This is a genomic window from Paenibacillus sp. TY11 (assembly GCF_059772165.1).
The window spans coordinates 223,217-244,694 of the sequence record NZ_JCBAIQ010000003.1 but is presented as its reverse complement, the minus strand read 5'-3'; the positions used below and the strand labels follow the sequence as shown (position 1 = coordinate 244,694).

23 protein-coding genes and 1 other annotated feature are annotated in these 21,478 nt (G+C 45.6%); of the genes, 11 read left to right on the top strand and 12 right to left on the bottom strand.

Translation table 11 applies throughout. The features are described 5' to 3' along the window. Window positions 1-75 precede the first annotated feature (75 nt). Both AC6EJC_RS05385 and AC6EJC_RS05380 read left to right on the top strand, forming a co-directional pair. Window positions 76-1,449 (top strand): N-acyl-D-glucosamine 2-epimerase, encoded by a 1,374-nt coding sequence (locus AC6EJC_RS05385; RefSeq protein WP_444953177.1) that lies wholly within the window; start codon window positions 76-78, stop codon window positions 1,447-1,449. Window positions 1,450-1,571: 122 nt separating this feature from the next. Continuing rightward, on the top strand, window positions 1,572-2,243 hold the full coding sequence (locus AC6EJC_RS05380; protein ID WP_444953070.1) for an MgtC/SapB family protein: 672 nt from the start codon (window positions 1,572-1,574) through the stop codon (window positions 2,241-2,243). Window positions 2,244-2,433: 190 nt separating this feature from the next. Here the strand turns inward: AC6EJC_RS05380 and AC6EJC_RS05375 are convergent, their stop codons facing one another. Both AC6EJC_RS05375 and AC6EJC_RS05370 read right to left on the bottom strand, forming a co-directional pair. Then, on the bottom strand, window positions 2,434-3,111 hold the full coding sequence (locus AC6EJC_RS05375) for a peptidylprolyl isomerase (protein WP_444953069.1): 678 nt from the start codon (window positions 3,109-3,111) through the stop codon (window positions 2,434-2,436). A gap of 330 nt (window positions 3,112-3,441) precedes the next feature. Then, on the bottom strand, window positions 3,442-3,699 hold the full coding sequence (locus tag AC6EJC_RS05370) for a YqkE family protein (RefSeq protein ID WP_023987317.1): 258 nt from the start codon (window positions 3,697-3,699) through the stop codon (window positions 3,442-3,444). 224 nt (window positions 3,700-3,923) lie between these two features. Between AC6EJC_RS05370 and AC6EJC_RS05365 the strand changes: the two genes are divergently transcribed. Then, window positions 3,924-4,103: an aspartyl-phosphate phosphatase Spo0E family protein gene (locus AC6EJC_RS05365; RefSeq protein ID WP_025723205.1), complete on the top strand. Its 180-nt coding sequence runs from the start codon at window positions 3,924-3,926 to the stop codon at window positions 4,101-4,103. A gap of 128 nt (window positions 4,104-4,231) precedes the next feature. On the opposite strand, the gene AC6EJC_RS05360 is transcribed toward AC6EJC_RS05365, so the two are convergent. Further along, complete coding sequence (locus AC6EJC_RS05360) at window positions 4,232-5,134, bottom strand: DMT family transporter (protein WP_444953068.1); 903 nt, start codon at window positions 5,132-5,134, stop codon at window positions 4,232-4,234. A gap of 155 nt (window positions 5,135-5,289) precedes the next feature. Here AC6EJC_RS05360 and AC6EJC_RS05355 point away from each other — a divergent pair, with 155 nt between their 5' ends. Beyond that, entirely contained in the window at window positions 5,290-6,141 is an 852-nt protein-coding gene (locus AC6EJC_RS05355; RefSeq protein WP_444953067.1) for a TrmB family transcriptional regulator, read from the top strand. Window positions 6,142-6,235: 94 nt separating this feature from the next. On the opposite strand, the gene AC6EJC_RS05350 is transcribed toward AC6EJC_RS05355, so the two are convergent. Together AC6EJC_RS05350 and AC6EJC_RS05345 are read right to left on the bottom strand one after the other, a co-directional pair. Further along, entirely contained in the window at window positions 6,236-7,858 is a 1,623-nt protein-coding gene (locus tag AC6EJC_RS05350) for a DUF1593 domain-containing protein (RefSeq protein WP_444953066.1), read from the bottom strand. Window positions 7,859-8,093: 235 nt separating this feature from the next. Beyond that, window positions 8,094-9,176, bottom strand: coding sequence for a bifunctional 3-deoxy-7-phosphoheptulonate synthase/chorismate mutase (locus AC6EJC_RS05345; RefSeq protein WP_013309063.1), 1,083 nt, complete (start codon window positions 9,174-9,176; stop codon window positions 8,094-8,096). 87 nt (window positions 9,177-9,263) lie between these two features. Next, window positions 9,264-9,537, bottom strand: a binding site (T-box leader). Window positions 9,538-9,698: 161 nt separating this feature from the next. Between AC6EJC_RS05345 and AC6EJC_RS05340 the strand changes: the two genes are divergently transcribed. The 3 genes from AC6EJC_RS05340 to AC6EJC_RS05330 are packed head-to-tail and all read left to right on the top strand — an operon-like array spanning window position 9,699 to window position 11,938. Further along, window positions 9,699-10,559, top strand: coding sequence for a carbon-nitrogen hydrolase family protein (locus tag AC6EJC_RS05340; RefSeq protein ID WP_444953065.1), 861 nt, complete (start codon window positions 9,699-9,701; stop codon window positions 10,557-10,559). Window positions 10,560-10,575: 16 nt separating this feature from the next. Next, on the top strand, window positions 10,576-11,247 hold the full coding sequence (locus AC6EJC_RS05335; RefSeq protein WP_444953064.1) for a GNAT family N-acetyltransferase: 672 nt from the start codon (window positions 10,576-10,578) through the stop codon (window positions 11,245-11,247). 19 nt (window positions 11,248-11,266) lie between these two features. Beyond that, the gene (locus AC6EJC_RS05330) at window positions 11,267-11,938 is read left to right on the top strand and encodes a GNAT family N-acetyltransferase (RefSeq protein WP_444953063.1); all 672 of its coding nucleotides are present in this window, start codon (window positions 11,267-11,269) and stop codon (window positions 11,936-11,938) included. An 86-nt stretch (window positions 11,939-12,024) separates the two neighbouring features. Here the strand turns inward: AC6EJC_RS05330 and AC6EJC_RS05325 are convergent, their stop codons facing one another. Together AC6EJC_RS05325 and AC6EJC_RS05320 are read right to left on the bottom strand one after the other, a co-directional pair. Beyond that, window positions 12,025-12,213 carry a hypothetical protein gene (locus AC6EJC_RS05325; RefSeq protein WP_444953062.1) on the bottom strand — a complete coding sequence of 63 codons (189 nt, stop codon included), beginning with the start codon at window positions 12,211-12,213 and terminating at the stop codon, window positions 12,025-12,027. A 93-nt stretch (window positions 12,214-12,306) separates the two neighbouring features. After that, the gene (locus AC6EJC_RS05320) at window positions 12,307-12,567 is read right to left on the bottom strand and encodes a hypothetical protein (RefSeq protein WP_444953061.1); all 261 of its coding nucleotides are present in this window, start codon (window positions 12,565-12,567) and stop codon (window positions 12,307-12,309) included. Window positions 12,568-12,954: 387 nt separating this feature from the next. Here AC6EJC_RS05320 and AC6EJC_RS05315 point away from each other — a divergent pair, with 387 nt between their 5' ends. Next, the gene (locus AC6EJC_RS05315) at window positions 12,955-14,844 is read left to right on the top strand and encodes an ATP-binding protein (RefSeq protein WP_444953060.1); all 1,890 of its coding nucleotides are present in this window, start codon (window positions 12,955-12,957) and stop codon (window positions 14,842-14,844) included. Between the two features lie 99 nt (window positions 14,845-14,943). Here the strand turns inward: AC6EJC_RS05315 and AC6EJC_RS05310 are convergent, their stop codons facing one another. Further along, window positions 14,944-15,180 carry an NHLP leader peptide family RiPP precursor gene (locus AC6EJC_RS05310; RefSeq protein WP_444953059.1) on the bottom strand — a complete coding sequence of 79 codons (237 nt, stop codon included), beginning with the start codon at window positions 15,178-15,180 and terminating at the stop codon, window positions 14,944-14,946. Between the two features lie 75 nt (window positions 15,181-15,255). Further along, the gene (locus AC6EJC_RS05305; protein WP_444953058.1) at window positions 15,256-16,191 is read right to left on the bottom strand and encodes a hypothetical protein; all 936 of its coding nucleotides are present in this window, start codon (window positions 16,189-16,191) and stop codon (window positions 15,256-15,258) included. 190 nt (window positions 16,192-16,381) lie between these two features. Here AC6EJC_RS05305 and AC6EJC_RS05300 point away from each other — a divergent pair, with 190 nt between their 5' ends. Then, complete coding sequence (locus AC6EJC_RS05300; RefSeq protein ID WP_444953057.1) at window positions 16,382-16,894, top strand: hypothetical protein; 513 nt, start codon at window positions 16,382-16,384, stop codon at window positions 16,892-16,894. 57 nt (window positions 16,895-16,951) lie between these two features. Here AC6EJC_RS05300 and AC6EJC_RS05295 read toward each other — a convergent pair whose 3' ends face one another. From AC6EJC_RS05295 to AC6EJC_RS05285, 3 genes are all read right to left on the bottom strand, one after another. Beyond that, a complete protein-coding gene (locus tag AC6EJC_RS05295; protein ID WP_444953056.1) occupies window positions 16,952-17,827 on the bottom strand; it encodes a (Fe-S)-binding protein in 876 nt (291 codons plus the stop codon). 259 nt (window positions 17,828-18,086) lie between these two features. Then, the gene (locus tag AC6EJC_RS05290) at window positions 18,087-18,545 is read right to left on the bottom strand and encodes a MarR family winged helix-turn-helix transcriptional regulator (RefSeq protein WP_444953055.1); all 459 of its coding nucleotides are present in this window, start codon (window positions 18,543-18,545) and stop codon (window positions 18,087-18,089) included. 213 nt (window positions 18,546-18,758) lie between these two features. After that, window positions 18,759-19,208, bottom strand: a complete 450-nt coding sequence (locus AC6EJC_RS05285) for an AbrB/MazE/SpoVT family DNA-binding domain-containing protein (RefSeq protein WP_444953054.1) — start codon at window positions 19,206-19,208, stop codon at window positions 18,759-18,761. Window positions 19,209-19,406: 198 nt separating this feature from the next. On the opposite strand from AC6EJC_RS05285, the gene AC6EJC_RS05280 reads away from it, so the two are divergent. Together AC6EJC_RS05280 and AC6EJC_RS05275 are read left to right on the top strand one after the other, a co-directional pair. Beyond that, entirely contained in the window at window positions 19,407-20,804 is a 1,398-nt protein-coding gene (locus AC6EJC_RS05280) for a helix-turn-helix domain-containing protein (protein WP_444953053.1), read from the top strand. Window positions 20,805-21,030: 226 nt separating this feature from the next. Continuing rightward, window positions 21,031-21,216 (top strand): Spo0E family sporulation regulatory protein-aspartic acid phosphatase, encoded by a 186-nt coding sequence (locus AC6EJC_RS05275; RefSeq protein ID WP_444953052.1) that lies wholly within the window; start codon window positions 21,031-21,033, stop codon window positions 21,214-21,216. Window positions 21,217-21,478: the final 262 nt, after the last annotated feature.

The window sequence follows — 21,478 nt, the reverse complement described above, 5'->3', positions numbered from 1 at the left end:
CGGAGGTGGATTGAATTGAGTTATAACACAAATGACCGACCCGAATCGACAAACTCTATAGCACTGATCGGAAAAATGAAACCGTGGGCACTGAGCGGCCCCAGTATTCAAATCGATCCGTTGTTTCCCTATTACGCCAACCGTTCGCGGGACAGTATAGCAGATGAGATCGCCCTTGCGGGCTACCAGACCGTTCATTATTTTGTCGTGCGTGAAAATGAAGTGGATGGAGCGCTTGTTGCTGCTTTTCAACGCAGAGGCATAGCGGTGTGGGCGATGGTGCTGGGCAACGGTTCTTTTGGCGTGTCGCAGCTGCCGCCGGAGTGGAAAGGATGGCGCATGGAGTTGCTGCGCGAACCGAACGACGGGTTTCAGCGGCTTTCGCATTTTGCCCAGGAGTATGTGGAATGGAAAAAGAAAGCCGCTGCCCGGCTCGTCACCGACATTCCGTTCGACGGGTTCGAGGTGGCGGAGCCTTATTTCCCCGAATGGAACGGGCTGCGCAGTGGAGTGTACGGGGATGTTGGGCCGCATGCACAGCGTGCCTTTCGCGAGCGTAGCGGTGAGGACATTCCGGATTTCCGCGACAAGCATGCGCGGAATTACTATCGGAAGGTTCCGAAGCTGTACGCGCAGTGGGTCGATCTGCGCGTGGACGCCGTGAACGGGCTGATCAGTGAGCTGGTGAACGGCGCAGGCGGTGTGCGTGATGTCCGGCCGGACATCTGCGTGGCGACATGGTCGCTTGCTGTGAGCGGACGCGGCGATGTTCCCGGCCAGCTGCGGGAATGGCAGGGTCTGGACGCAGTAGCCATGATCGGGTGCGTAGCCCCGGATATGCACGTACTCCAGACCCATTGGCCCGACTGGATGCGCCGCCGTCTGCCGCCGCAGTATATTTGCGGCTACGCCCGCATCGCGCAGTCAATACGCGCCGCTTATCCGGGCCTGTCCCTCGGGGTGCAGGCGGATATCGGTTCCCTCGCGCGTATGGTTCGGGACCGCGAGTGGACGCGGCGGTTTGGGGCTACCGCCCTGGAGGGTGACTACGACGCCTGGACCGCCTATGAATACCATCTGGGCGGCTACATGTACGATGAGCCGCCCAGACCGCTTAGGGCGGAACGGTCAGCCGAAGATGAGGTGGTTGTTTCTTTCAGCAAGCGGATTGCAACGCCGTCTGTAGATGGGCTGCGTATTTGGAGCCGGGAGGACACAGCGGGTACAACTCGCGATCTGAGCCGCAAGCTAAGGAACGATTCACTAACGTTGCTGGAGCTTGTGGATGCAGTAGCAGACGGAAACCGTCTATTGCTGCGTATACGCAATTTACCGTCGAAGGCGTTCAGCTTGCGCCTTGATGGTGTGCAGGATACACCGGAGCTGTGGCTGCTCAAGGGAAGGAAGGCACATCGCAATCTGTCGGAGCTTGAAGTGAAGGTTCCTTAAAATTTGGGTAATAACAAAATAACAGCTGTATAAACGGCTCATTTGCCGTAGCATTTTTGAAATGTATATTTTTTAGGAGCAGCATCTTTTCAAAACATAAAATATAGTGGAGTGAAGAAAGTATGTGGGATTGGGATTATCTGATTCGGGTCATGTTCGCCGGGTTGTGCGGCGCGTTAATTGGCTATGAGCGCAAAAGCCGGATGAAGGAGGCTGGCATTCGCACGCATTTCATTGTGGGTATTGGTGCGTCGCTTATGATGGTGGTATCTAAATACGGTTTTCAGGATCAAACAGCATGGTCTAATCTGTCGCTGGACCCTTCCAGAATAGCAGCACAGGTTATAAGTGGAGTCGGCTTTATCGGCGCAGGGATGATTTTCACACAAAAAAACAGAATCAAAGGACTCACCACCGCTGCGGGCATCTGGACTACCGCCGGGATTGGTATTGCCGTCGGTGCGGGAATGTATGGGCTAGGTGCGGGTGTGACGCTGTTTATTTTGGCGGCTCAGTCCTTGCTCCATAGTCGTTTTTATCAGCTGGCTACCCCGTCTACGCGACAAGTGGTTGTTCAGGTCGATAATGAGCCGGACGTACTGAATCGAATCAAAGAACTGCTGGAGCACAAGAAGCTGACGATTCACAGCTTTCACGTCGAGCGCATCAATAACGGCGAGCAGTTGATGGTTCATATGCTTTTAAAGCTGTCCCGTTCAGAGGGAGTGGAGGAACTGCTGTCACTGCTTCAAGAGATGGAAGGTATTCGTTCAGTAGAGACCAAATCCAATTAGACGACTTTACTGCTCATACAGTAGCTTTTTGTCGAACGCTGGCAGGCCCATTGAGCAGTAAAAAAGCTTTAAAAATAATGATTGAAAACGCTTCCTTTTGTGTATATACTCTTACTACATCACAGAGGCAGCAGCCAAACAAAGACCCCATGCATACGCACAGGGCCGTTGTTGTCATCCAGATACTATATTACTTTACTTTGACTGGAGCCGGATATTTTTTACCCAGCGTATCCACAGTGACTTTTTTCATCGTAGCTGGTTTGATTGGTTTGTCAGTGCTATCCCGCTTGGAGTTGACGATAGCATCGACCACGTCCAACCCGGACGTTACTTTACCGAAAGCTGCATATTGACCGTCGAGGTAGTCCGCATCGGCAACCATGATGAAAAATTGCGACCCGGCCGAATCCAGATCCGCTGAGCGGGCCATGGATAATACGCCACGTGTATGTTTGAGTGTATTGTTAACACCATTGCTCTTGAATTCGCCTTTGATACTGTAGCCGGGGCCACCTGTACCGTTACCTTGCGGATCACCACCCTGAATCATAAAGCCTGGGATGACACGGTGGAAAATGGTACCGTTATAAGCTCCCTTTTGCACCAAAGAGATGAAATTGTTAACCGTGTTCGGCGCTACTTCGGGATACAGCTCAAGCTTAATTTTCTTGCCATCATTCATGACAATCGTGACAATCGGATGAGAAACAGCCTTGCTTTTGTCTTTAGTCGCAGCGGGAGTTGTAGTGCTTGTCCGGCTTGCGGCTTCCACATCGGCCGCTTTTGTGCCGCACCCGGCAACCAGCACGAGCATGATGGCCAGCAGGCACAACGTGTACCATGGGCGTATCGTTTTTCGGTTCATTGTTATTCCTCCTGAAAGGTTGGATGGTGTAACATCCTAAATTATAGTTTGGGGGCAGCGCAGAACACTTTTCCATTTTCTATCATACCTTTTTTGCTGGGGATAAGGAAATACGGGTTTGAAATCCGTATTCTTAACCCATACTGCTGCTATTCCCAAGGAAAGGGGCAGGATCACGATGGAGGTAGACAAAAAGCTGGCTAAAGGTCTCATATGGGGTATGGCGTTCAGTCTGCCGGTTTGGGTAGGGGTGCTGTACTCGGTACAACATATTCGTGACTGGCTATAACATAAAGCGTAAAGATAGGCCAAAACCGCAATGGTTTTGGCTTATTTATATTTATGCCAGTCCAAATTGCTGTTATTCAGCAGATGCTCGAAGTTGTTGTCTAGCTTCTTCTGTTCAGCTTTTTTTGCTTCGACGGCACGCTGCCGTTCGTCTTCTTTACGCTTGTCCTGTTCTGCCTGAGCTTCATTGGCTTGAGCCTTAAGCTTATTCAGCACGTCCTGACTCAACAGATCCTTTAACGTAGCAGGTTTGTCCTGAGCCGCAGGAGCAGGGGAAGACGAATTTCTCTTCTTAGCCATGTCATCATCTCCATTCCATTCGATTATATCAGCTTCTTCGCAGTTGTTCCACGATTGAAGGATGTGGTTTGCGGTAGACTTTTCTAATTTAGAGGGTAATAATGGAATGAGCAGAAGGGACGTGTGGCAGCATGCATCTATATTGATAATTATCCCAAACCTTTACTTTTAGTAAACTTATTCATAACCCTCTAAACTGAAAATATGACAAGGAGGGATATATTATGATAAGAGACGACATTTTGCGTCAACAGCTTGAGAAAGCTCGTCAAAAGCTGTATATTTTGCAAGCAAAACATGGTTTTAATCATGCCAGTGTGCTCAGACAGTCTGTAATTATGGATAACCTCATCAATCAATATAACCACCTTTTTTATATAAAAGAAAAAAAGCCGACTGCATAAATGCAACCGACTGGGCGAGAAACTTTTGGTGAGGTCACTCGCCCTTTTATTGTAGCATGTTCAGCCCTTTAGCTTCGCAGTATGAAGTCGGAAGGACATCGTATTGACTCTTCATAAATACCATCGTTCTATTTGCTGTTCGTTTGATGAGCACTCAATAGGACACCTATAATGACGACCAAACCGCCAATGATTTGGCGCCATGTAATCGTTTCTTGCAATAGTAACACTGAGAATAAGACTCCAAATATCGGAACCAAATTCATCAGAGAAACGGAACTGCTCGGTGACAGCTTGATTAATCCGTAATTGTAAAGCAAAAATGCGATAACGGAGCAGAATACGCCCAGATATACTAACAACATAAACGATCCTGTTGTCGGAGCCTGCCAACTATCCTTTTCTAATAGAGCCAACGGTATGAAAAATATACTACCTGCAACGGTTTGATAAAAAGATAACGTCACGGGTGGATATTTGTCCACAACCTTGCGCGTCATGAAAGTGTAAAACGCCCACGCAAAACCCGTCCCAATCAATATTAAATTTCCGATGAGTTGATTCTTACTATCCGAACTATCGCCAACCGAGGTCAAGAAATATACCCCGATCATGGCCAGTGCTATGCCGCAAATTTTATATTTGGATATTTTCACTTTATACAAAATAAGTTCAAGCAGCGATGTAATTGCGGGATATGATGCAACAATTAATGCTGCGTTGGAAGCAGTAGTCAGGCTAACCCCTATATTCTCCATTGAGAAATAAAGAGTGATTCCCAAAACACCACTAAACGAAATCGTAGCCAAATCTTTTGGCTTTACTTTGACATGTTCTTTTTTAATCAGCAAAACGATACCTAGCACAACGGAAGCTATAATAAATCTGGATAGACCCAAAGTAAGAGGGGGGAACGTCGTGTAGGCTGCTTTGGTGGCAATAAACGATGTGCTCCAGATCAATAGGGCCAGAATCGTAGCACCGTAGTAAATCCGGTTGCTTTCGCTGTGGTGAGCTATGACTTTGTTCAAGTTAAATCCTCCCTGAGGTGATCTCCTGTGAAATAATAATAGTAGCTACTATAGTGACTACTATAAAAACACTACTAAAAAGATAGTGTGTATATCAGTTTTTGTCAAGGGGAAGTGATATAGTAAGGATGAACACGAATTGAGGAGAAGACGTCATGAAACCAAAACCAAATATATTAGAAATTCTACGTGATTTGAATTTTAGTGAATATGAAGCCAAGGCTTATGTGACCTTATTGGAAAGCTCTCCACTTTCAGGGTACGCCGTTTCATTGAATTCTGGGGTACCGAGATCAAAAATTTATGAGGTTTTGTCGGGAATGGTCAACCGTGGGGACATCATCGTAAGTCAAGAAAATACGCCTCTGTATGTGCCGCTCCCGCCACATGAATTGATTGCCCAGAGAAAACGCAAAGCAGAGCAGATTTTCAATGTGGCGCAAGAGAGTTTGGAGCAGTACACAGCATCGTTTCAAAACAGAGAAAATATTTGGAACATTTCGGGGTATGAAGCCATTATCAATCGCATAAATGAAGGGATGAAGGGAGCAAAACACCGAATTTTACTGGAAATTTGGAAAGAGGATGCCGAGGTGTTCCGAGATGCCTTAGAGCAAGTTGCTCAACAAGGAATTGAAGTTATCATTGTAGCGTATGGGGAACTTAACTTTGATTTCGCTACCGTTTACCGCCATGATATGAGTGAGGAGATTACGTCCGAAATTGGCGGTCGGTGGATTGTACTTAGCGTAGACGACCGGGAAGTTGTAGCTGGTATACTTTCACTTGGTGATGACAGCCGCGCTGCATGGACGTTGCATCCGGGTCTTGTGATGCCGATTACTGAAGTGATTATCCATGATATTTATATCATGGAAATACTGTATGAGTTCCGTGAACAATTGGAAGCGAAATTCGGCCCTAATCTAATCCATCTTCGCAATAAATTCGCCATGGGTCCGAATGGTAAAGGATATTATGTTCCTTTGACTGAAAAAAAGCATTGAATGTGTAAGGAATTGTCCGATGTCCGATGTGCAAAAATAAAAGGCCCATGGAGTGTTATTCCATGAGCCTATTTTTATTGAATGTTGTGTTCTATTATTTTACGGTTACAATCACACGTTGATAATGTTTTAAAGGATGTTTTCCATTGTCCTGCACTTCTGCAATGATATGAATCGTATTCCCTGACTTAGCATCTGCAGGAACTGTGAAACTTACTGCATTCGTATCACTACCTTGCAAGTCAATCGTGTTTACCTTCTCGCCCTTCGCTACTTCTTGATGAAGTCCGATCTGCAAATCACCCAGCATTTCAGGTTTAATCTGTGCAGGCTTTACTTTAGAGTCTTCATACGTATCTACTTCAAAGTATCTCCACCATTTATAGGTTAATGGATCCCCATCTGGATCGGAGCCTTCCGCATGCAGCGTAATTTTTTCCCCTGGACTAGCAGTGAGATCCAATCCTTCTTTAATAGTCAACGTTGGATTGTGGTTGGCATCTTTGTAGTCGGATGCAATCGCCCAATCCGCACGAGCAGCAAAGTCATTTTGAATATCATCAAACCAACGCATCAGAGAGTATTCTGCTTCGAATCTTTTCGTATATACATCATAATCCAACACGGTATTTCTAAATAATTTATCGTTAACGACACCAAAGCGGCCTCCCCAGCCTCCATAGGTTGGGTTTTCCATACTCCGCAAGCCGTTATCAATCAGATAGAAGAAGGACGGAGAATCCCCTTCCGAAATAAAATCATACTTGTCGTATTGAGGATTTTTCTTTAAGTAGGCGTCACTGCCTCTTTGTTCTTCATCCAATTCACCTTTGATGATATTTCCATCGCCCATCAAGGCATACATATTCAGCAACTTGCCATGACCATCTTTAATATTTTTGAAGTTCCATTCCCCGTGCAGCTTGCTGTTTACTTCTTCCGTGTGCATTTTCCAGGCATAAGCGAAATGCCAGAAGTTAGATTGATCATTGATAATTCTGATGTCAGGCCAATTTTTTGCAATGTAATTATTGTAGCTATCGTCCTGGTCCAAAATGATGTACAGAACGAGTTTATCACTTACTTTTTTCCGGATCGTTTCCCATTGATCTGTATTTTTATATTCGTCTTCAATAGACTTTAGAGCTCTGGCTGTGGTATTGGTTCCACCCCAAGTTTGAACGTACAAATCTCTTTTGTCATCGTCTAGGAAAAGTGTTTTAAGAAAATTGGAACCTTCCGTTTCCTTGTCCATTTCACCCTTGTTTGAAATGTTTCCTATCTTGGTAACGCTTTTAATATATTCAGGTTTTGGATACCCCTCGGCATGTTTGATTAAGTTGGGGTAAATCTCTCCGTAGGCATCAATCATATCCGTTACCCATTGTGTTCCGGTCCATCTAAATGGCTTGATGCCGGCCTTTTCATCACCTGCATAATGATATACGGAGCTAGTCAGTACGATCCCGGACAAATCCATTTCATTGGAGTAGAGTAGAAAACGAATGACAGAGTTCATATCATCTACTTCTCCATCGGTAGTGATAACCGTTCTGGCCTTGGTCGCTGTATTTTCTACTTTATTTTCCGTTTGTTTTTCTGTTGGAGCAGCGCTTTCATCTTTCACAACGGCGGGCGCCTTACCACTGCAGCCACTGATGATCAGAATACATATCATGGCTAATAGAAAAATGTTTAACCCTTTTCTTTCTCTCATTTCTGTTCCCCTCTCTGAACGTTCCTATGATGTTTTTTAGGATTATAACCATGTAGGTATTCTTTTTATTCAAGATTTAGGCATAAAAAAAACCTAAACATATATATGTCTCAACAAAAGTCGAGCATATATACATTTAGGTTTTGCCTGCATGATCAGTCACAATCCTGATTCGATTTTACAACATAATCCGAGAAAATGAAAGCGGTTTATGAATCTCGGCATAAAATTAGTTTTACGCTTTGAATAAACCGGATTCTTTGACTTCAGACAGGAAGTTGTGGAACTCAGGAATGTTCAGCTGTTGCTGAGCATCGGACAAAGCGACTGCCGGGTTCGGATGAACTTCCACCATGATACCGTCGGCTCCAGCAGCCAGGGCAGCTTTGGCGCAAGGGGCCAGGATGTCCTTACGTCCTGTGGAGTGAGTCACGTCTACCAGCACAGGCAGATGACTTTCCTTTTTCAAAATCGGTACAGCGGAAATGTCCAGCGTGTTGCGGGTCCATTTTTCATACGTGCGAATACCGCGCTCAATCAGCATGACTTGCGTGTTACCACGAGAAACGATATATTCCGCTGCATGAAGGAATTCTTCCATTGTTGCAGCCAGTCCGCGTTTGAGTAGAACCGGAGTTCTAGTTTCACCCGCAGCCTTGAGCAACTCAAAGTTATGCATGTTGCGCGCGCCAATTTGAATAATGTCGATGTATTGGATCGCTTCCTCCAAATGTCTTGGATCGACGATCTCACTGATTGTAGCCAGCCCGAACTCGTCGCCTACACGTTTGAGAATTTGCAGACCTTCAACGCCCAGCCCTTGGAAATCGTACGGAGACGTACGCGGCTTGAACGCACCGCCACGAAGAATCGGCACACCTGCCTCTTTGAGAGCCGCACCCACTTCGCGGGTTTGCTGGTAGCTTTCCACCGAGCAGGGACCTGCAACCATGATGGAGGCTTTGCCGCCCACCAGCGTATCTTTAACTTTGATAACCGTGCTATCCGGCTGATTTTTGCGGCTGACGATCAAATGCTTTTTGTGTTCTTCTTTTTGATAGTTCAGAGATGCCTTGAAAATATTTTTGAACAACTGGCGAATCGTAGCATCGTCAAATGGTCCACGGTTAGCTGCGATCAGCTTGTCCAGCATTTGTTGCTCACGTACCGGATCAAAGTCAGGTACCCCTTGTGCTTCCTTCAATTTTCCAAGTTGTCCCGCCAGTTCAGCGCGTTGGGACAGCAGCTCCAGCAATTGCAAGTTTGTAGCATCGAGTTGTTCCCGCAACAGCTCCAAAGAATTTTCATTGGTCGACATACAGTACACCCTTCCCGAATTTAAATTTGTTTTTTCTGTTAGCCCATGGACTTTTTTTGCAGAAAATAACACAAAAAGGCACTCGTCGCAAGGGACGAATGCCGTGGTACCACCCTAATTACAGAAGTATACATACGAGTCGTCAACGTCAATTCAGTCGACGGCAGTAACTTCTGAGCTTGATGCCCGTAACGGGGGCTTCCGGAAACCTCTAATGCGGACAAAGGAATGAATCCTTTTGTCGGTTCAAGGCTCGACTCGGGAGTGAATTTCAACGCGGGATTACGGTACGCTCTCAGCAATTCGTACCTTTCTGTGGGAACCCGGTTAGACGTTTACTTGTCTCCGTCCATGTCTTTGTTCATGGTATTCAAAGATTTGACCTTATTTTAAACAAAGTAGGTGCAGAAGGCAAGCCCTGTTTATCCGGTTCAGTTCCCGTCCAGTTTTTGAATCGGTTATAATGTGATCAGCAACGGGAATCCCTTGCAATCTAAAAGACGTGATGTATGAGGAGGAATTATGAGCAAAATCAGAGTGTCGGCGGTTCAATATCATCTGCATACGATTGACTCATTCGAGCAATTTGCCCTGCAATCGGAGCATTATATTAAAACAGCCGAGGAATTTGGCGCAGAATTTGTTCTGTTTCCTGAGTTTTTTACGACCCAGCTTATGTCGATCGGTGACAGTGAAGGCAAGGCTCTGACGATCAACGACCTGCCGGATTTTACCGACCGGTACCTTGAATTATTCACTTCGTTTGCCCGTCAGACCGGGATGCATATTATCGGCGGTACCCATGTCGTTCAACGCAACGGACGTTTATATAATACAGCACATTTGTTTTACCCCGATGGACGCGTAGCCACTCAGGACAAAATTCATATTACACCGACTGAGGTGCATGAATGGAATATGGCTCACGGTGAAGGGTTGAATGTGTTTGAGACGTCCAAGGGTACAATAGCGATGCTGACCTGCTATGATATTGAGTTTCCCGAAATCGTTCGTATGGCGAAGGCGAAGGGAGCAGATATTATTTTCTGCCCTTCCTGCACGGATGATCGTCACGGATTTTACCGAGTACGGTATACAAGCCACGCCAGAGCGGTTGAGAATCAGGTGTATGTCGTTTCAACGGGGACTGTCGGCGCCTTGCCTACGGTTGATTTTATGCGTGCCAATTATGGGCAGGCCGCAGTCATTACACCCAATGACATTCCTTTTCCGCCACGCGGCATTATGGTGGAGGGTGAACTGAACAACGATATGATCGTAACGGCAGATCTCGATTTGCAGCTGTTATACGATGTGCGCGAGCGTGGCTCGGTGACAACCTGGCGTGACCGTAGAACAGATTTGTACACAGACTGGAGCTAATGAAAGGACTTAAGCCATGTATCGCAAAGAATGGTTCATATTTGACGGTGATCGACCGCTGCGGGCGGTGATTCGCAATTATTCTACAGCCGATTATGAGGGGTTGCTGCGTATTCAACAGGAGAGCTTCCCGCCACCTTATCCGCAGGAGTTGTTATGGAGCCGGGAGCAGATTGCCAGCCAGATAGAGCATTTTGCAGATGGAGCGTTGTGTGTGGAAATTGAGGGGGAACTGGCAGGTTCGGTAACCAGCCTGCTGATGCATTATAACCCCGAACATCCTCAGCATACATGGGAGGAAGTTGCGGACGACGGTTATATTCGTACGCACCGTGAGGACGGTAAGGCGCTGTATGTGATTGACCTGGCCGTACGTCCTACTTACCGTAGATTGGGACTGGGCAAGTGGTTGATATTTTCCTTATACCATCTTGTGATTGAACGGGGACTGGATCGTTTGCTGGGGGCGGGGCGTATGCCTGGTTATCAAGATCATGCCGACCAATTGAGTGCAGAAGCGTATGTGGATGCCGTGGTGTCTGGTAAACTGAAAGACCCGGTATTAACTTTTCTGCTTCGTTGCGGACGGATGCCTGTTTGTATCCTGCCAAATTATTTGGATGATGAACAATCACGTAATTATGCTGCTCTGATGGAATGGCGAAATCCGTTTCATACCCATCACTAATTGAAGAGGAGTGTGCCCTATGGAATATCATCGCATTACTCATATTGAAGACCCCCTGTTTGCGAGCATGCATCAGTTAATGCAGGAAGTATTTCCACCAGAGGAAGTGCTGGAGTACAGCCTGTGGAAAGAACCGCTGGAAGATCCGGGTATTCGTGTCTTTGTTGCGGTACAGGATGGTAAGGTAGTAGGTGCAACAGAGTATCGTTATTATGAGGATTTTAATGTAGCCATGACAGATTTTACGATCATCGGACAGCCGGGACTTGGCATTGGACGTTTTCTTTGGACACGACGCCAAAATGACTTGCACGCGCTTGCTCAGGCCAGCGGACAGCAGTTGCAGGGGATGTTTGCTGAAATCTATGACCCTTACCGTGGCAACGATCATACTTTTGGCGGCGTCAAGCCGATGGACCCGTACGTGCGCCGTGAGGTACTGTCTCATCTGGGCTATAAACGATTGGACCTGGACTATGTACATCCGTCCTGGAATAACGATGGAGTGGCAGTAGAAGGGCTGAATTTGGGCTTTATGCCTGAAGATGATAGCGTGGAAGAAGTGAGTGCTGAATTGGTGGCAGCTTTCCTTCGTCGTTACTATACAGTGCTGCCAAACAAGCCTGCTGCCTGGAATGAAATGGTAGAGGGATTGGAGGCCAAATCGACAGTAGCGTTGCTGCCATTGTAAACATATGAAGTTCAAAAGGGTGCCCTAAGCCATGTATCATCTGTGTGGCTTGGGTAGCACCCTTTTTGCATTCCCTATCTGTTCTTTCATCTTCCTCGATCCCTGGGTACGGGCTTTGCGGATGCGACTCCTCGTGGGTTGTCTTCGGCCAGACTTTGCGAGGTATCATCTGTAGTTGTCTTGTCCGCAGACCTGCGGTCGTCCTCTTCCACAGGATTCAAGGCTTTGTAGCGTTTGTACTCCATATCGGCCTGAGACATCGGATCCTTATACATAGGAGATCAGCCAACTCCTTTCGGTTTATACACTTCATTACCCGCATAGCAGGATTGGTAATCGTTTTCTTGTACCCTGATAAAATGAAGTGGTTAATCCAGAATATCGTCACTGTCCAGTTGCTCTTCTTCATCCCCATCGGTACCGTTCAGCAAATCTGTACCATGCAGGAATTCAGCAGGAGCAGAAGGATCAACAGGGCTGTTCGGTGTCAGTTCATCGGCATCAGGGACGTCCTCCAGAGGAGTATCCGGTCCTTCGGTCAGATTCTCCCAGTTGGTTTCCGCATTTTGCAGGGAAGGCTCAAAATCATGGTCATGCAGCTCAGTAGTTCGATCGTCACGATTTGCCATGTTGATCAGCTCCTTTACTTTTTGGTGCTTATTTCGACCTTACCCAAACAGCAGAACGGCTAAACCTTGAGTTAGTGTGTCTGTAAGAAGTTAAAATCATACGAATAGGGATATGCCCATTCTCAATTAGCGTTTTTTTGGTAACTGCTGTGATATGATAAAGAGGATATGGAGGGATATGAATTGGAATGGTACATGTTTGGCGAACAGGAAATGATCATTAATCAATATGAAGATTTTACAAATAATGAATAAAAAGAACATGATACCCTTCTTATGAAGAAGGTATGAACATCATCGTATAGAATAATATAATCTCAGGACGTTGAAAATGTTAAAACGTATACAAACTTGTAAATCCTACTATGTAACTTTGAGGTGCTTAACATGAGGCATGTGCCCAAAGCTGTCGCCGCCCTGCTGGCGGTCATTGTGATGCTGTTGTCGCTGGGCTACCCTGCCTATGCGGCCAAAACGACCCCGGAAAGGGAACATAAGATATCCTCCTGGGATATGAGATGGGGTGCGGAAGGCGAGGATGGCTCTTTAGATGAGGTAAGGGATCCCAGCAAGGTCTGGATGCATATTGAGGACGATACACAACTGCTCAAGCAGCCCGGCAATATTGGCTCCGCCTGGATTCGTATTCGGTTACCGTCGCTAAATGATGAGACGCCAGCGGTGCTTTTTGAAAATATTTATGGCAGGCATATTACGCTGTATAAGGATGGTACCAATTTTTACGAATCCTACCGTGGGTACAATTATGAGAATAATCGTATTCTGATTCCGCTGAAGCCAGAAGATAGCGGTAAAACACTATACATATGGACGGAAAGCAGCAAGAATAGACTAGGCATTATCGGAAATGTGATGACTGGTGATTACCGTGACTTGTTGGGAACCTTGGTCAGAATGGATGTTTTGGATATTGTACTGGGCAGCACGTTTATCTTTATCGCCATGGTGCTACTGATCTGCTCGTTCTTCCTGTTCCGTCCGAGCATGGCCATGTGGCTGTCCCTAAGCGCGATTGTATTGTCTATTGGCCTGATGATCGTAACGTATTCACCATTTTTGTATACGTTCTATCGCAGCTACGGCAAGCTGTATTTACAACTTTTTGATGTGGCACTGTTTATTCTGCTGCCCTCATTAGCTTTCTTTTTTGAGCAAAATATCAATTCGATCATACTGATTCGCAAATTTAGAAAATTGTTAACCGCCTACTCTTTGTTCTGCTTCACCATGATGATTGTGAATTTAGGAGCTCAGGAGCGGTTGAACGATATATATTATTTTTTCAGTGTAATCATCCTGGGTATATTACTCGTGGCCTTACTGGTACTGTTGGTATTCGCTTCAGTTCGCATGGCACTTAAGGGAGACCACGAAGCAATTATTTTATCGACAGGCTTTGCATTTTTCGCAGTCATTTCCATCGCAGAACTAAGCTGGTTCTTCATTCGGGACGGACACTACAATATGTTTTTGTGGAAATGGGGCGTGTTCGGTTTTGTACTGGCGTTGATTGCGATTTTGGGCAGAAGGCTGGCAGAAAAGCACAAGCAGGTGGTTCGGTATTCCAGAGAACTGGAAATGTTCAATAATGAGCTTCAACGTTCGGAGAAAATGGAGATTATTAGCGATCTGGCTGCATCTGTAGCTCATGAAGTACGCAATCCGCTTCAGGTTACACGTGGATTTCTTCAGTTGATGAGCAAGCAGGAGGATGGTAAAAACAAAGATTATCTGCATATCGCTCTGGAGGAGTTGGATCGAGCTTCCGCGATTATTACCGATTTTCTGACTTTTGCCAAGCCAGAGTTTGACCATGCCAAAACGTTGACCATATTGGATGAGTTCAAGCATATTGAAGGAATCATCAGCCCAATGGCTAATTTGCAAGGTGGCAAAATTTCGCTGGATATTCCCCAGGAAATCAAAGTACGCGGGAATTCCTCCAAGTTCAAGCAGGCGTTCATCAATATCATCAAAAACAGTATTGAAGCGCTGCGAGATCAGGGACATATTCATATATGGGCTTATGTGGACAATGGAGAAGCTGTCATTCATATTCGGGATAATGGTGAAGGGATGGATGCTCAGACCTTATCCAGACTAGGTGAGCCTTATTTTTCGAATAAGACAAAAGGCACGGGTTTGGGGATGATGGTGACCTTTCGGATTATTGAAACGATGAATGGCAAAATAACTTTTACAAGTGCAAAAGGGGTGGGAACAGAAGCGACCATCCGCTTCCCCGTAGCCGGATAATATCCGGCTTTTTTGCGTTCGGAGATAACGGAGGGAAGCTTGCTGAGCCCACCCGCATGTGATTAAGAAATATAGATTAAATAAGTTACAACAACCAATCTACCACATCGCGCGAGGTTTCTGGGATGCGGCGAGCACGCCGGAAGGGTCTGGGGGGATTACCAGATAAAACTGATCAGGCGTTTCCTCTAACGTTTTGATTTGGATATGATCGGGGATCACGACTCCTAACACATCACGAATTGCAGATTTGGGATCTGTCATCAGCTTTTCTCTAAAACTGGCATCCTCCCAAGCTTTTTGAATGACTTGTGTTTGAAGAACTTCAGTAGCCATCAAAAATCACCCTCTCATTCAATTGGTTATATTTACCTAGTCAGTATACCACGAAAGACTCAGAAAAATCTAGCATTATTTCATATTTTTGGTGAGCCAATAATCAAGTCCGCCTCTTCTCAAATGCGAGCGTCCGGCTTCAATTTCCGCCGCCTCTTCGCCCAGTTCTGCTGCGATGGAATGTGCAAACCTATGCAGGCCGTGGATGGGAGGCTCCATAGTCTCTAACTGCTGGACTACTTGATCGGCAATGTTCACATAGCTGGCGAGCGCGCCGCGTACATAAATCGCTTCCTGAATCTGCTTGGGTCCCAATCCTTCACAGTAAGCCGTCTTCTGTTCGGCACTGATATGGGACAAAAGACAGTTATAGCTATCCTCCACCAAATCTTCTGCCCAGTCCGCCCAATCATCCGACATTTGGAGCACGAGTAGCGTCAAGTCCGTCATATTTGTAATAGTCTGGATCAGATCGGCACGGCTTGCGAGCAGTAAAGCACCCGTTCCGGCCATTTTTAATGGACTTGCTTTCAGCGCGACCTTATTTCTTTCTCCTTGAAAATAGTCCTCTGTTCCTTCGGATGTCACACTAACGGCCCATTCATCAACATATGTTCGGGCATATGACCAAAAAGGAGAGGTTGCCGGAAAAAGGTCCTGATATACGCTTAGACACTCGGTATAGAATAGCTGGCTTAAGGCGAGTTGTGTTTTACGGTTGTCTGCTGCTGTGTCCATCACATCGTCTTGAATTAAATAGTGAGCCATGACGAACACGTTGCCGAGTGACAGCTTGCGGCATGTTTCGGGGGGCAGTCCGGTGAGTTCTTGCAGCCAAAATGGAAGCAAATAGCATATGTAATTACGCGTGCTGTCTTCCCGCAACGGATTAAAACGCGCCAGGTAGTCCAAGCCCTCTTGCTGAAAGGGAGTAGGAAACGCGGCTGTCCGTTCTTCCGCTTGACGAAATACATTTTCCAATTCGTCTTTGTATGCAAAATACCATTCCATCGCTATCACCCGCATCTCTTATGAATAATTTTATAACGATTTCTAGTTGTTACCCGCCATTATAAAACAGATTGCAATTTTCAAGATTTTGTTATTTTTACATTAACAATTATGCGAAAAACATATGAATGAATAAAAAAAGCAGAAAGAGAAAATATAGATGAAAAAGGATGAAAGAAGGGTCTGCAACATGAAAAAACAATTGAAATTGACCGCTGCTATCCTATATGTAGGAGTGATGATGTATGGTACTGCGGGTGCAGCAGGAGCTTCCGGGACCGAACCGGGTAATTCGTTGCAAACTCTCACTCCCAACGACTCTATCCAAGGGGCAGCCCGCCAATGGAATGTTGAACCACAGGACGACCACGGACATGGGCATGTTCACAGACATCGACACGGCAAAAGGCCTGGCGGCTTGAATCACCATCTCAACGAGAAAGTAGCTAGGTTGCTGGGCATCACTCCTGTCCAGTTAGAGAAAGAGCTGGGACAAGGGAAGTCGTTGGCCGAGGTTGCTAAAAGCAAAGGCATCAAAGAGGACCAGCTGATTGATAAATTGAAGAATGAAATGACCGTGGATCTGAAACGGCTTGTGAACCGTAAAGGCCCGATTACATTCGATCGTAAGTCCGGGGCTTCGAATGAAGCTCAATTAAAACATGAGGCAGGGACGCCCTCAACCTCGGCTAACGAAAACTAAATGTATCTTTTTGCACTAAAAAACCTTGAGAATGGCGGTCCTCAAGGTTTCCATATTTCACCGGGCGGTCCGCATCGGATTCCTGCTCTCGCAGGGTACCTTGGTCTGGCACAGTCCGCAGCCAGCACCCGATTTGGCCTCGCCGCCGTTTAGAACCGCAAAGTCCCGTGATGCCTGGCCGTACACAAAATTCATGCAGGCGATTTTGTCATGTCCGCCGTCCTTGCTGATGGCCTGCACAGGGCAGCGGGTAATGCACACACCGCAGATGCCCTTGCTGCATAGCAGGCAGTTACCAGTATGTCCTGTGGCTGATATTCTGGCATCAGGCGGCACCTTGAGATCGGTCACCACGGACAGCAGGCGGATGGCAATTCCTTTTTCGGTGATGAAGCCGTCATTGATACTGAAGGTGCCGAGACCCGCAGCATATGCAATGTGGCGCTCCGACCAGTTGGAGATCGGCCCCCCCTCGGCGCCATGGATGCTGTACCAATCCGTATCCAGCGGTGCAAACGCACGGTAACCAAGGCCTGTTAAGTATCCCGCCAAATGCCGCCTTGCAGACTGTACAAAATATTCATCGCCAAAGGTCCGCAGCAGCGCCCATTCCCTTGAGGCTCTTTCTTTTTGCGCACGATTAGCCTTACGGATCGTCTCGCTAATCGGTAGCACAACGCTGATAACGGTGCCTCCATCAAAACTCCCCGTTCCAAAGGAGCGTTCAAATGCTTCCTGCGGCGTGGCGTGATCGGGCCCCACCACTCTTTTGTACTCCTCAAACAAAGGATCGTTAGCCGCGGCAAATTGGATAATCGGCTCCTCGTAATAAGGACTCTGCAGTTCTTCACAAACATTGCCTTTGTCTTCGCTCACATAGGTTTTCATCTCGGCTGCGATGTTTTCTCTCAAATCCGGTACGGATTCAACCATCCTATCCACATTCCTCTCCGTGGTTATTGTTCACAGTAAAGCTTCCCTTCAGAAGTCTTGTGGCGGGCTAATGTATATCACTGACCTCTTACTACAGCTGGAAGTACTTCTCCGATGACCCGCGGTGGTGATCAAGTGCAATGCGATCGCTATAATAGCATTTTAAAGACTTCTCTAGCCTCGATACCGCAATAAACATTTCAATCTTTTTCGTGTATATACACGAATTGAACACAACCCCACCTGGATGAAGAGCCAGCTAATATCCATCCAAATTTTCAATCTTGGATAAGAGTGTGTTGAGTATCTGTAACTGTCCGATTCCCAATGACTCCTGCAAAAAACGATGCGCCTCTTCCCAAAGCCCTGCTGCGTCATTGTATACCGTTCTTCCCCTCTCCGTCAGAGTAAGGCAGCGGTTGCGACTGCCCTCAGCAGATGTATCCTCCACATACCCATTATGCTCCAACGCTTTCAAATTGCGCACAATCGTGGTCCGGTCGAGTCGCATCTCCAGCGCCAATTCACTTACACTTGCGGGGCCCAGTGCAGTTAAGTGCTTGAGCAGCGAGAATTGGCTAATATTGAGTCCGCTCGGGGCCAGATACCGGTCATACAGTCCCGTAATAGCCATCGAGGAACGGCGCAGATTGATGCAGGTACAGACTGAGGCTGATCGCTTCTGCGAAGATTTCTTATTCTTTCCTGTCGTTTTCATAAGTTCTCCATTCGTGTACTATTTCGTGTATCTACACCATCTCAAAAGTGGTAGGTTTTGTAAGCGATATTTGTCACAGCAGTCAGCTCTGTCGGTCTATCATGATGTATCCCCTGTAGTCCTTCCTACTAATGGAAAGTAGAAATAACCAGTCGCACGAGATCAACCAGCGACTGGTTATTTAGCATGGCTAGAATATGAGTTGAGCGATACCTATAACAGCTTTTTAAGCTGGGAAATACGGCCTTGGGATACGCCGAGCCATTCAGCATATTCGCCTTGCTTGGCTGTTGGATGCTCGCGCATGAGTTTTCTTAGATTTTCAACTAATTGTTGTGAAGACGACCGATGGTTACTTTTTTCTTTGTACGCAGGTTTATTTACGACAGGAACAGGTAATTGACTCACACCTATATTTCCCTTCAGATCGTTTATGCATTTTTTACATAAAAATGAATCCCTGAAATAGCTTAAATCCTGAATCGAATAGCATAAGTGACAGCAGACTCCAATATACTTCCGCATACTCAATAAACCTGTTTCAACATCTAAATAAAATTCTAAGGACTCACCAGCTTGAATACCCATAGAGGTTCGCATCTCTTTAGGAACAACAATCCGACCTAACGTATCCAATGGACGTGTCATACCTGTATTTTTCAAGTGATCTTCTCCTTCCATTGTCCAACATCCAATGATCTCCTAATAAAAATATAAAAATCAATAAAGTAAAAGCATTTATATTTGTTCCAAAAGATGGTATTATCGTGAAGGAAAATCAATAATTATACTATAAGTTTACAAACTATGTTTTTTGTTGAAATGGGAATTCTATGAAAATGCTGAAAGGGTGGTTTATCCATGGAAATCACACCTACGATACAGGCAGAAATTCAAACTTATCTGAAACGAAAAGGCTTAACTATGACCAAGTTTGGTCACACGATTGATTTGAATGTAGGTACAGTTAGTAGCATTGTGACGGGCAACCGATCTATTTCTGTTCACCAACTGGACTGTATTACTGCGGGAATGAATTTACCACCGGATTATTTTTACGAACGTTACATTGAAGAGTGCATTGAAGAATCTCCGCTCAACTGGAAAAAAATCAGCCCATTCCTATACCGATGCATTGAGCTAGGGCGACTGGATTGCTTGCAGCGCGTTGTAATTCTGTTGTTGGATAACCCTAATTATCCGCCATCGCTCTTTGAAGTTGCAGAAAATGTGTACAAAGACGGTTACAATGAAGCAGCGGCATACCTTTACAAAAAGGTGGCTGAAAGTGAGAAGCAGCAGCACTCAGAGCGATTGGCGATCTGCCAGTATCGTTTGTTCCAAATCAACGTCGGACAGGATAGGGCTGTAAATCTTCAAGCTGCCATTGAATTTGCCCCTTTTGTTGATCGCTTAGATGAGATAGAGCAATTAGATGCTTTAAAAGATTTGGCGAACGTGTATAGATCATTAAGCCTGTGGGACAAGGTTTATGAATTTGCACATCAAATGGGTCAGATGGGACGGATTCAATATGATTTAATTCATAATTCCAAGCGAAAAGGAACAGAACCACAAAAAAAGCTAAGTAGGCCGCTGTTTGTATACATAGTTTACGCCGAATTGCTGTGTGCTAATGCTTGCGATGCAAAAGGTGATCATGAACAGGCATTAGAACACATTCGCGGTTATGCTGATCTAAGTTGGGTAAAGGAGAAGGACCCTGATTCACTTTATTGGAAGAAACAATATCAGCAATGGGCGAAAATTAATACGTACGTCAACAGGCTTATGTCCGGGGATATAAGTGTTCTACCGGATTACGTAGAACATATGGCTGCCGAAAATGAGATTTTTGCCGAGCTACTAAACGTTCTTGAAGTTGCTAATCGGTACAATGTAGATGTAGACCATATCCTTCAGCGTTTTGAATCCCAAATTGCAGCTTATCAGGAACCGTTGTCTTCTGACATGTATACACAACAAGTTTTACCGGAAGAATACGTACGCTTCTGGTACAAAATGGCTAAGTACAGCCTAAATAAAGGTAGATATCCATATGGTTTCAAATGTTTAATAAACGCGTTCGAAAAAGCTGTTACAATTAACCATGTACTACTTATTGCCAATTGTTTTGGATTATTTTTTCACTTCAAAACACATGCGGCTCCCGAAACACAGACACAGTTCCAATCTATTTATGAGGAGGTGTGGGAGAAAAATGATCAAAAGGATGGCTTTCTTCTTGGCGGTAACTAGCTTTTTACTGGTATTCACAGTACCAGTCCAGGCTGGAAATCTAAGCCATGGCACGATCCAAACACAAGGACACGTTGGTGGATCTTGACCAAGCACTAATTCATTACCATGGACCAGCTTATTGCTGGTCTATTTTTGTATTATTTTGTAATTTTTTGGTTCAAAAAAGATCATGACGTATTTGTACATTCCTCCTTAAAATGAGATTCATTAGGAGGTATGCTGGATGAACAGGGATGAAACGTTAACGTTAATTCAACAGATGGAACACGCCAGACAACACTTGCATGATCTTTACGAAGAGTATGGCTTCGGACACGCTTGTGTACTTGAGCAGTCTATGCTTTTGGATGAACTGATTAATCAGTACAACCGTATGTTTCAGACCAGGAAGCTGCCTCACTATGTTTAGAGCCAAATCATTGACAACGACGATGCTATGTTCAGTCCATCCCCCCCCATTCTTTTTATGCAAAACTGTGACTTCTCCCACATAACGTTTATCATTATTGTATAAAATGACTTATTTGAAAATAAAATACATGTTCATGTCATAAAATGTTAATAAGCCGGGGAGATGGCGCGGCGAACCAAGTCAACAAAAAAAGCAGAGCTCCATAAGAGAGCCCTGCAAAGTCTTAACAATACTTGAAGTAGAACTCCGAACTGGAAAC

What these genes read in the sequence shown, in the direction of transcription:
- AC6EJC_RS05385 (WP_444953177.1), top strand. Translation starts at nt 76, where the DNA reads ATGAAACCGTGGGCACTGAGCGGCCCCAGTATTCAAATCGATCCGTTG.
- AC6EJC_RS05350 (WP_444953066.1), bottom strand. Translation starts at nt 7,858, where the DNA reads ATGAGAGAAAGAAAAGGGTTAAACATTTTTCTATTAGCCATGATATGT.
- AC6EJC_RS05290 (WP_444953055.1), bottom strand. Translation starts at nt 18,545, where the DNA reads ATGAAAACGACAGGAAAGAATAAGAAATCTTCGCAGAAGCGATCAGCC.
- AC6EJC_RS05375 (WP_444953069.1), bottom strand. Translation starts at nt 3,111, where the DNA reads ATGAACCGAAAAACGATACGCCCATGGTACACGTTGTGCCTGCTGGCC.
- AC6EJC_RS05340 (WP_444953065.1), top strand. Translation starts at nt 9,699, where the DNA reads ATGAGCAAAATCAGAGTGTCGGCGGTTCAATATCATCTGCATACGATT.
- AC6EJC_RS05280 (WP_444953053.1), top strand. Translation starts at nt 19,407, where the DNA reads ATGGAAATCACACCTACGATACAGGCAGAAATTCAAACTTATCTGAAA.
- AC6EJC_RS05325 (WP_444953062.1), bottom strand. Translation starts at nt 12,213, where the DNA reads ATGTATAAGGATCCGATGTCTCAGGCCGATATGGAGTACAAACGCTAC.
- AC6EJC_RS05335 (WP_444953064.1), top strand. Translation starts at nt 10,576, where the DNA reads ATGTATCGCAAAGAATGGTTCATATTTGACGGTGATCGACCGCTGCGG.
- AC6EJC_RS05295 (WP_444953056.1), bottom strand. Translation starts at nt 17,827, where the DNA reads ATGGTTGAATCCGTACCGGATTTGAGAGAAAACATCGCAGCCGAGATG.
- AC6EJC_RS05365 (WP_025723205.1), top strand. Translation starts at nt 3,924, where the DNA reads ATGATAAGAGACGACATTTTGCGTCAACAGCTTGAGAAAGCTCGTCAA.
- AC6EJC_RS05275 (WP_444953052.1), top strand. Translation starts at nt 21,031, where the DNA reads ATGAACAGGGATGAAACGTTAACGTTAATTCAACAGATGGAACACGCC.
- AC6EJC_RS05380 (WP_444953070.1), top strand. Translation starts at nt 1,572, where the DNA reads ATGTGGGATTGGGATTATCTGATTCGGGTCATGTTCGCCGGGTTGTGC.
- AC6EJC_RS05370 (WP_023987317.1), bottom strand. Translation starts at nt 3,699, where the DNA reads ATGGCTAAGAAGAGAAATTCGTCTTCCCCTGCTCCTGCGGCTCAGGAC.
- AC6EJC_RS05310 (WP_444953059.1), bottom strand. Translation starts at nt 15,180, where the DNA reads ATGGCTACTGAAGTTCTTCAAACACAAGTCATTCAAAAAGCTTGGGAG.
- AC6EJC_RS05315 (WP_444953060.1), top strand. Translation starts at nt 12,955, where the DNA reads ATGAGGCATGTGCCCAAAGCTGTCGCCGCCCTGCTGGCGGTCATTGTG.
- AC6EJC_RS05320 (WP_444953061.1), bottom strand. Translation starts at nt 12,567, where the DNA reads ATGGCAAATCGTGACGATCGAACTACTGAGCTGCATGACCATGATTTT.
- AC6EJC_RS05330 (WP_444953063.1), top strand. Translation starts at nt 11,267, where the DNA reads ATGGAATATCATCGCATTACTCATATTGAAGACCCCCTGTTTGCGAGC.
- AC6EJC_RS05355 (WP_444953067.1), top strand. Translation starts at nt 5,290, where the DNA reads ATGAAACCAAAACCAAATATATTAGAAATTCTACGTGATTTGAATTTT.
- AC6EJC_RS05300 (WP_444953057.1), top strand. Translation starts at nt 16,382, where the DNA reads ATGAAAAAACAATTGAAATTGACCGCTGCTATCCTATATGTAGGAGTG.
- AC6EJC_RS05345 (WP_013309063.1), bottom strand. Translation starts at nt 9,176, where the DNA reads ATGTCGACCAATGAAAATTCTTTGGAGCTGTTGCGGGAACAACTCGAT.
- AC6EJC_RS05305 (WP_444953058.1), bottom strand. Translation starts at nt 16,191, where the DNA reads ATGGAATGGTATTTTGCATACAAAGACGAATTGGAAAATGTATTTCGT.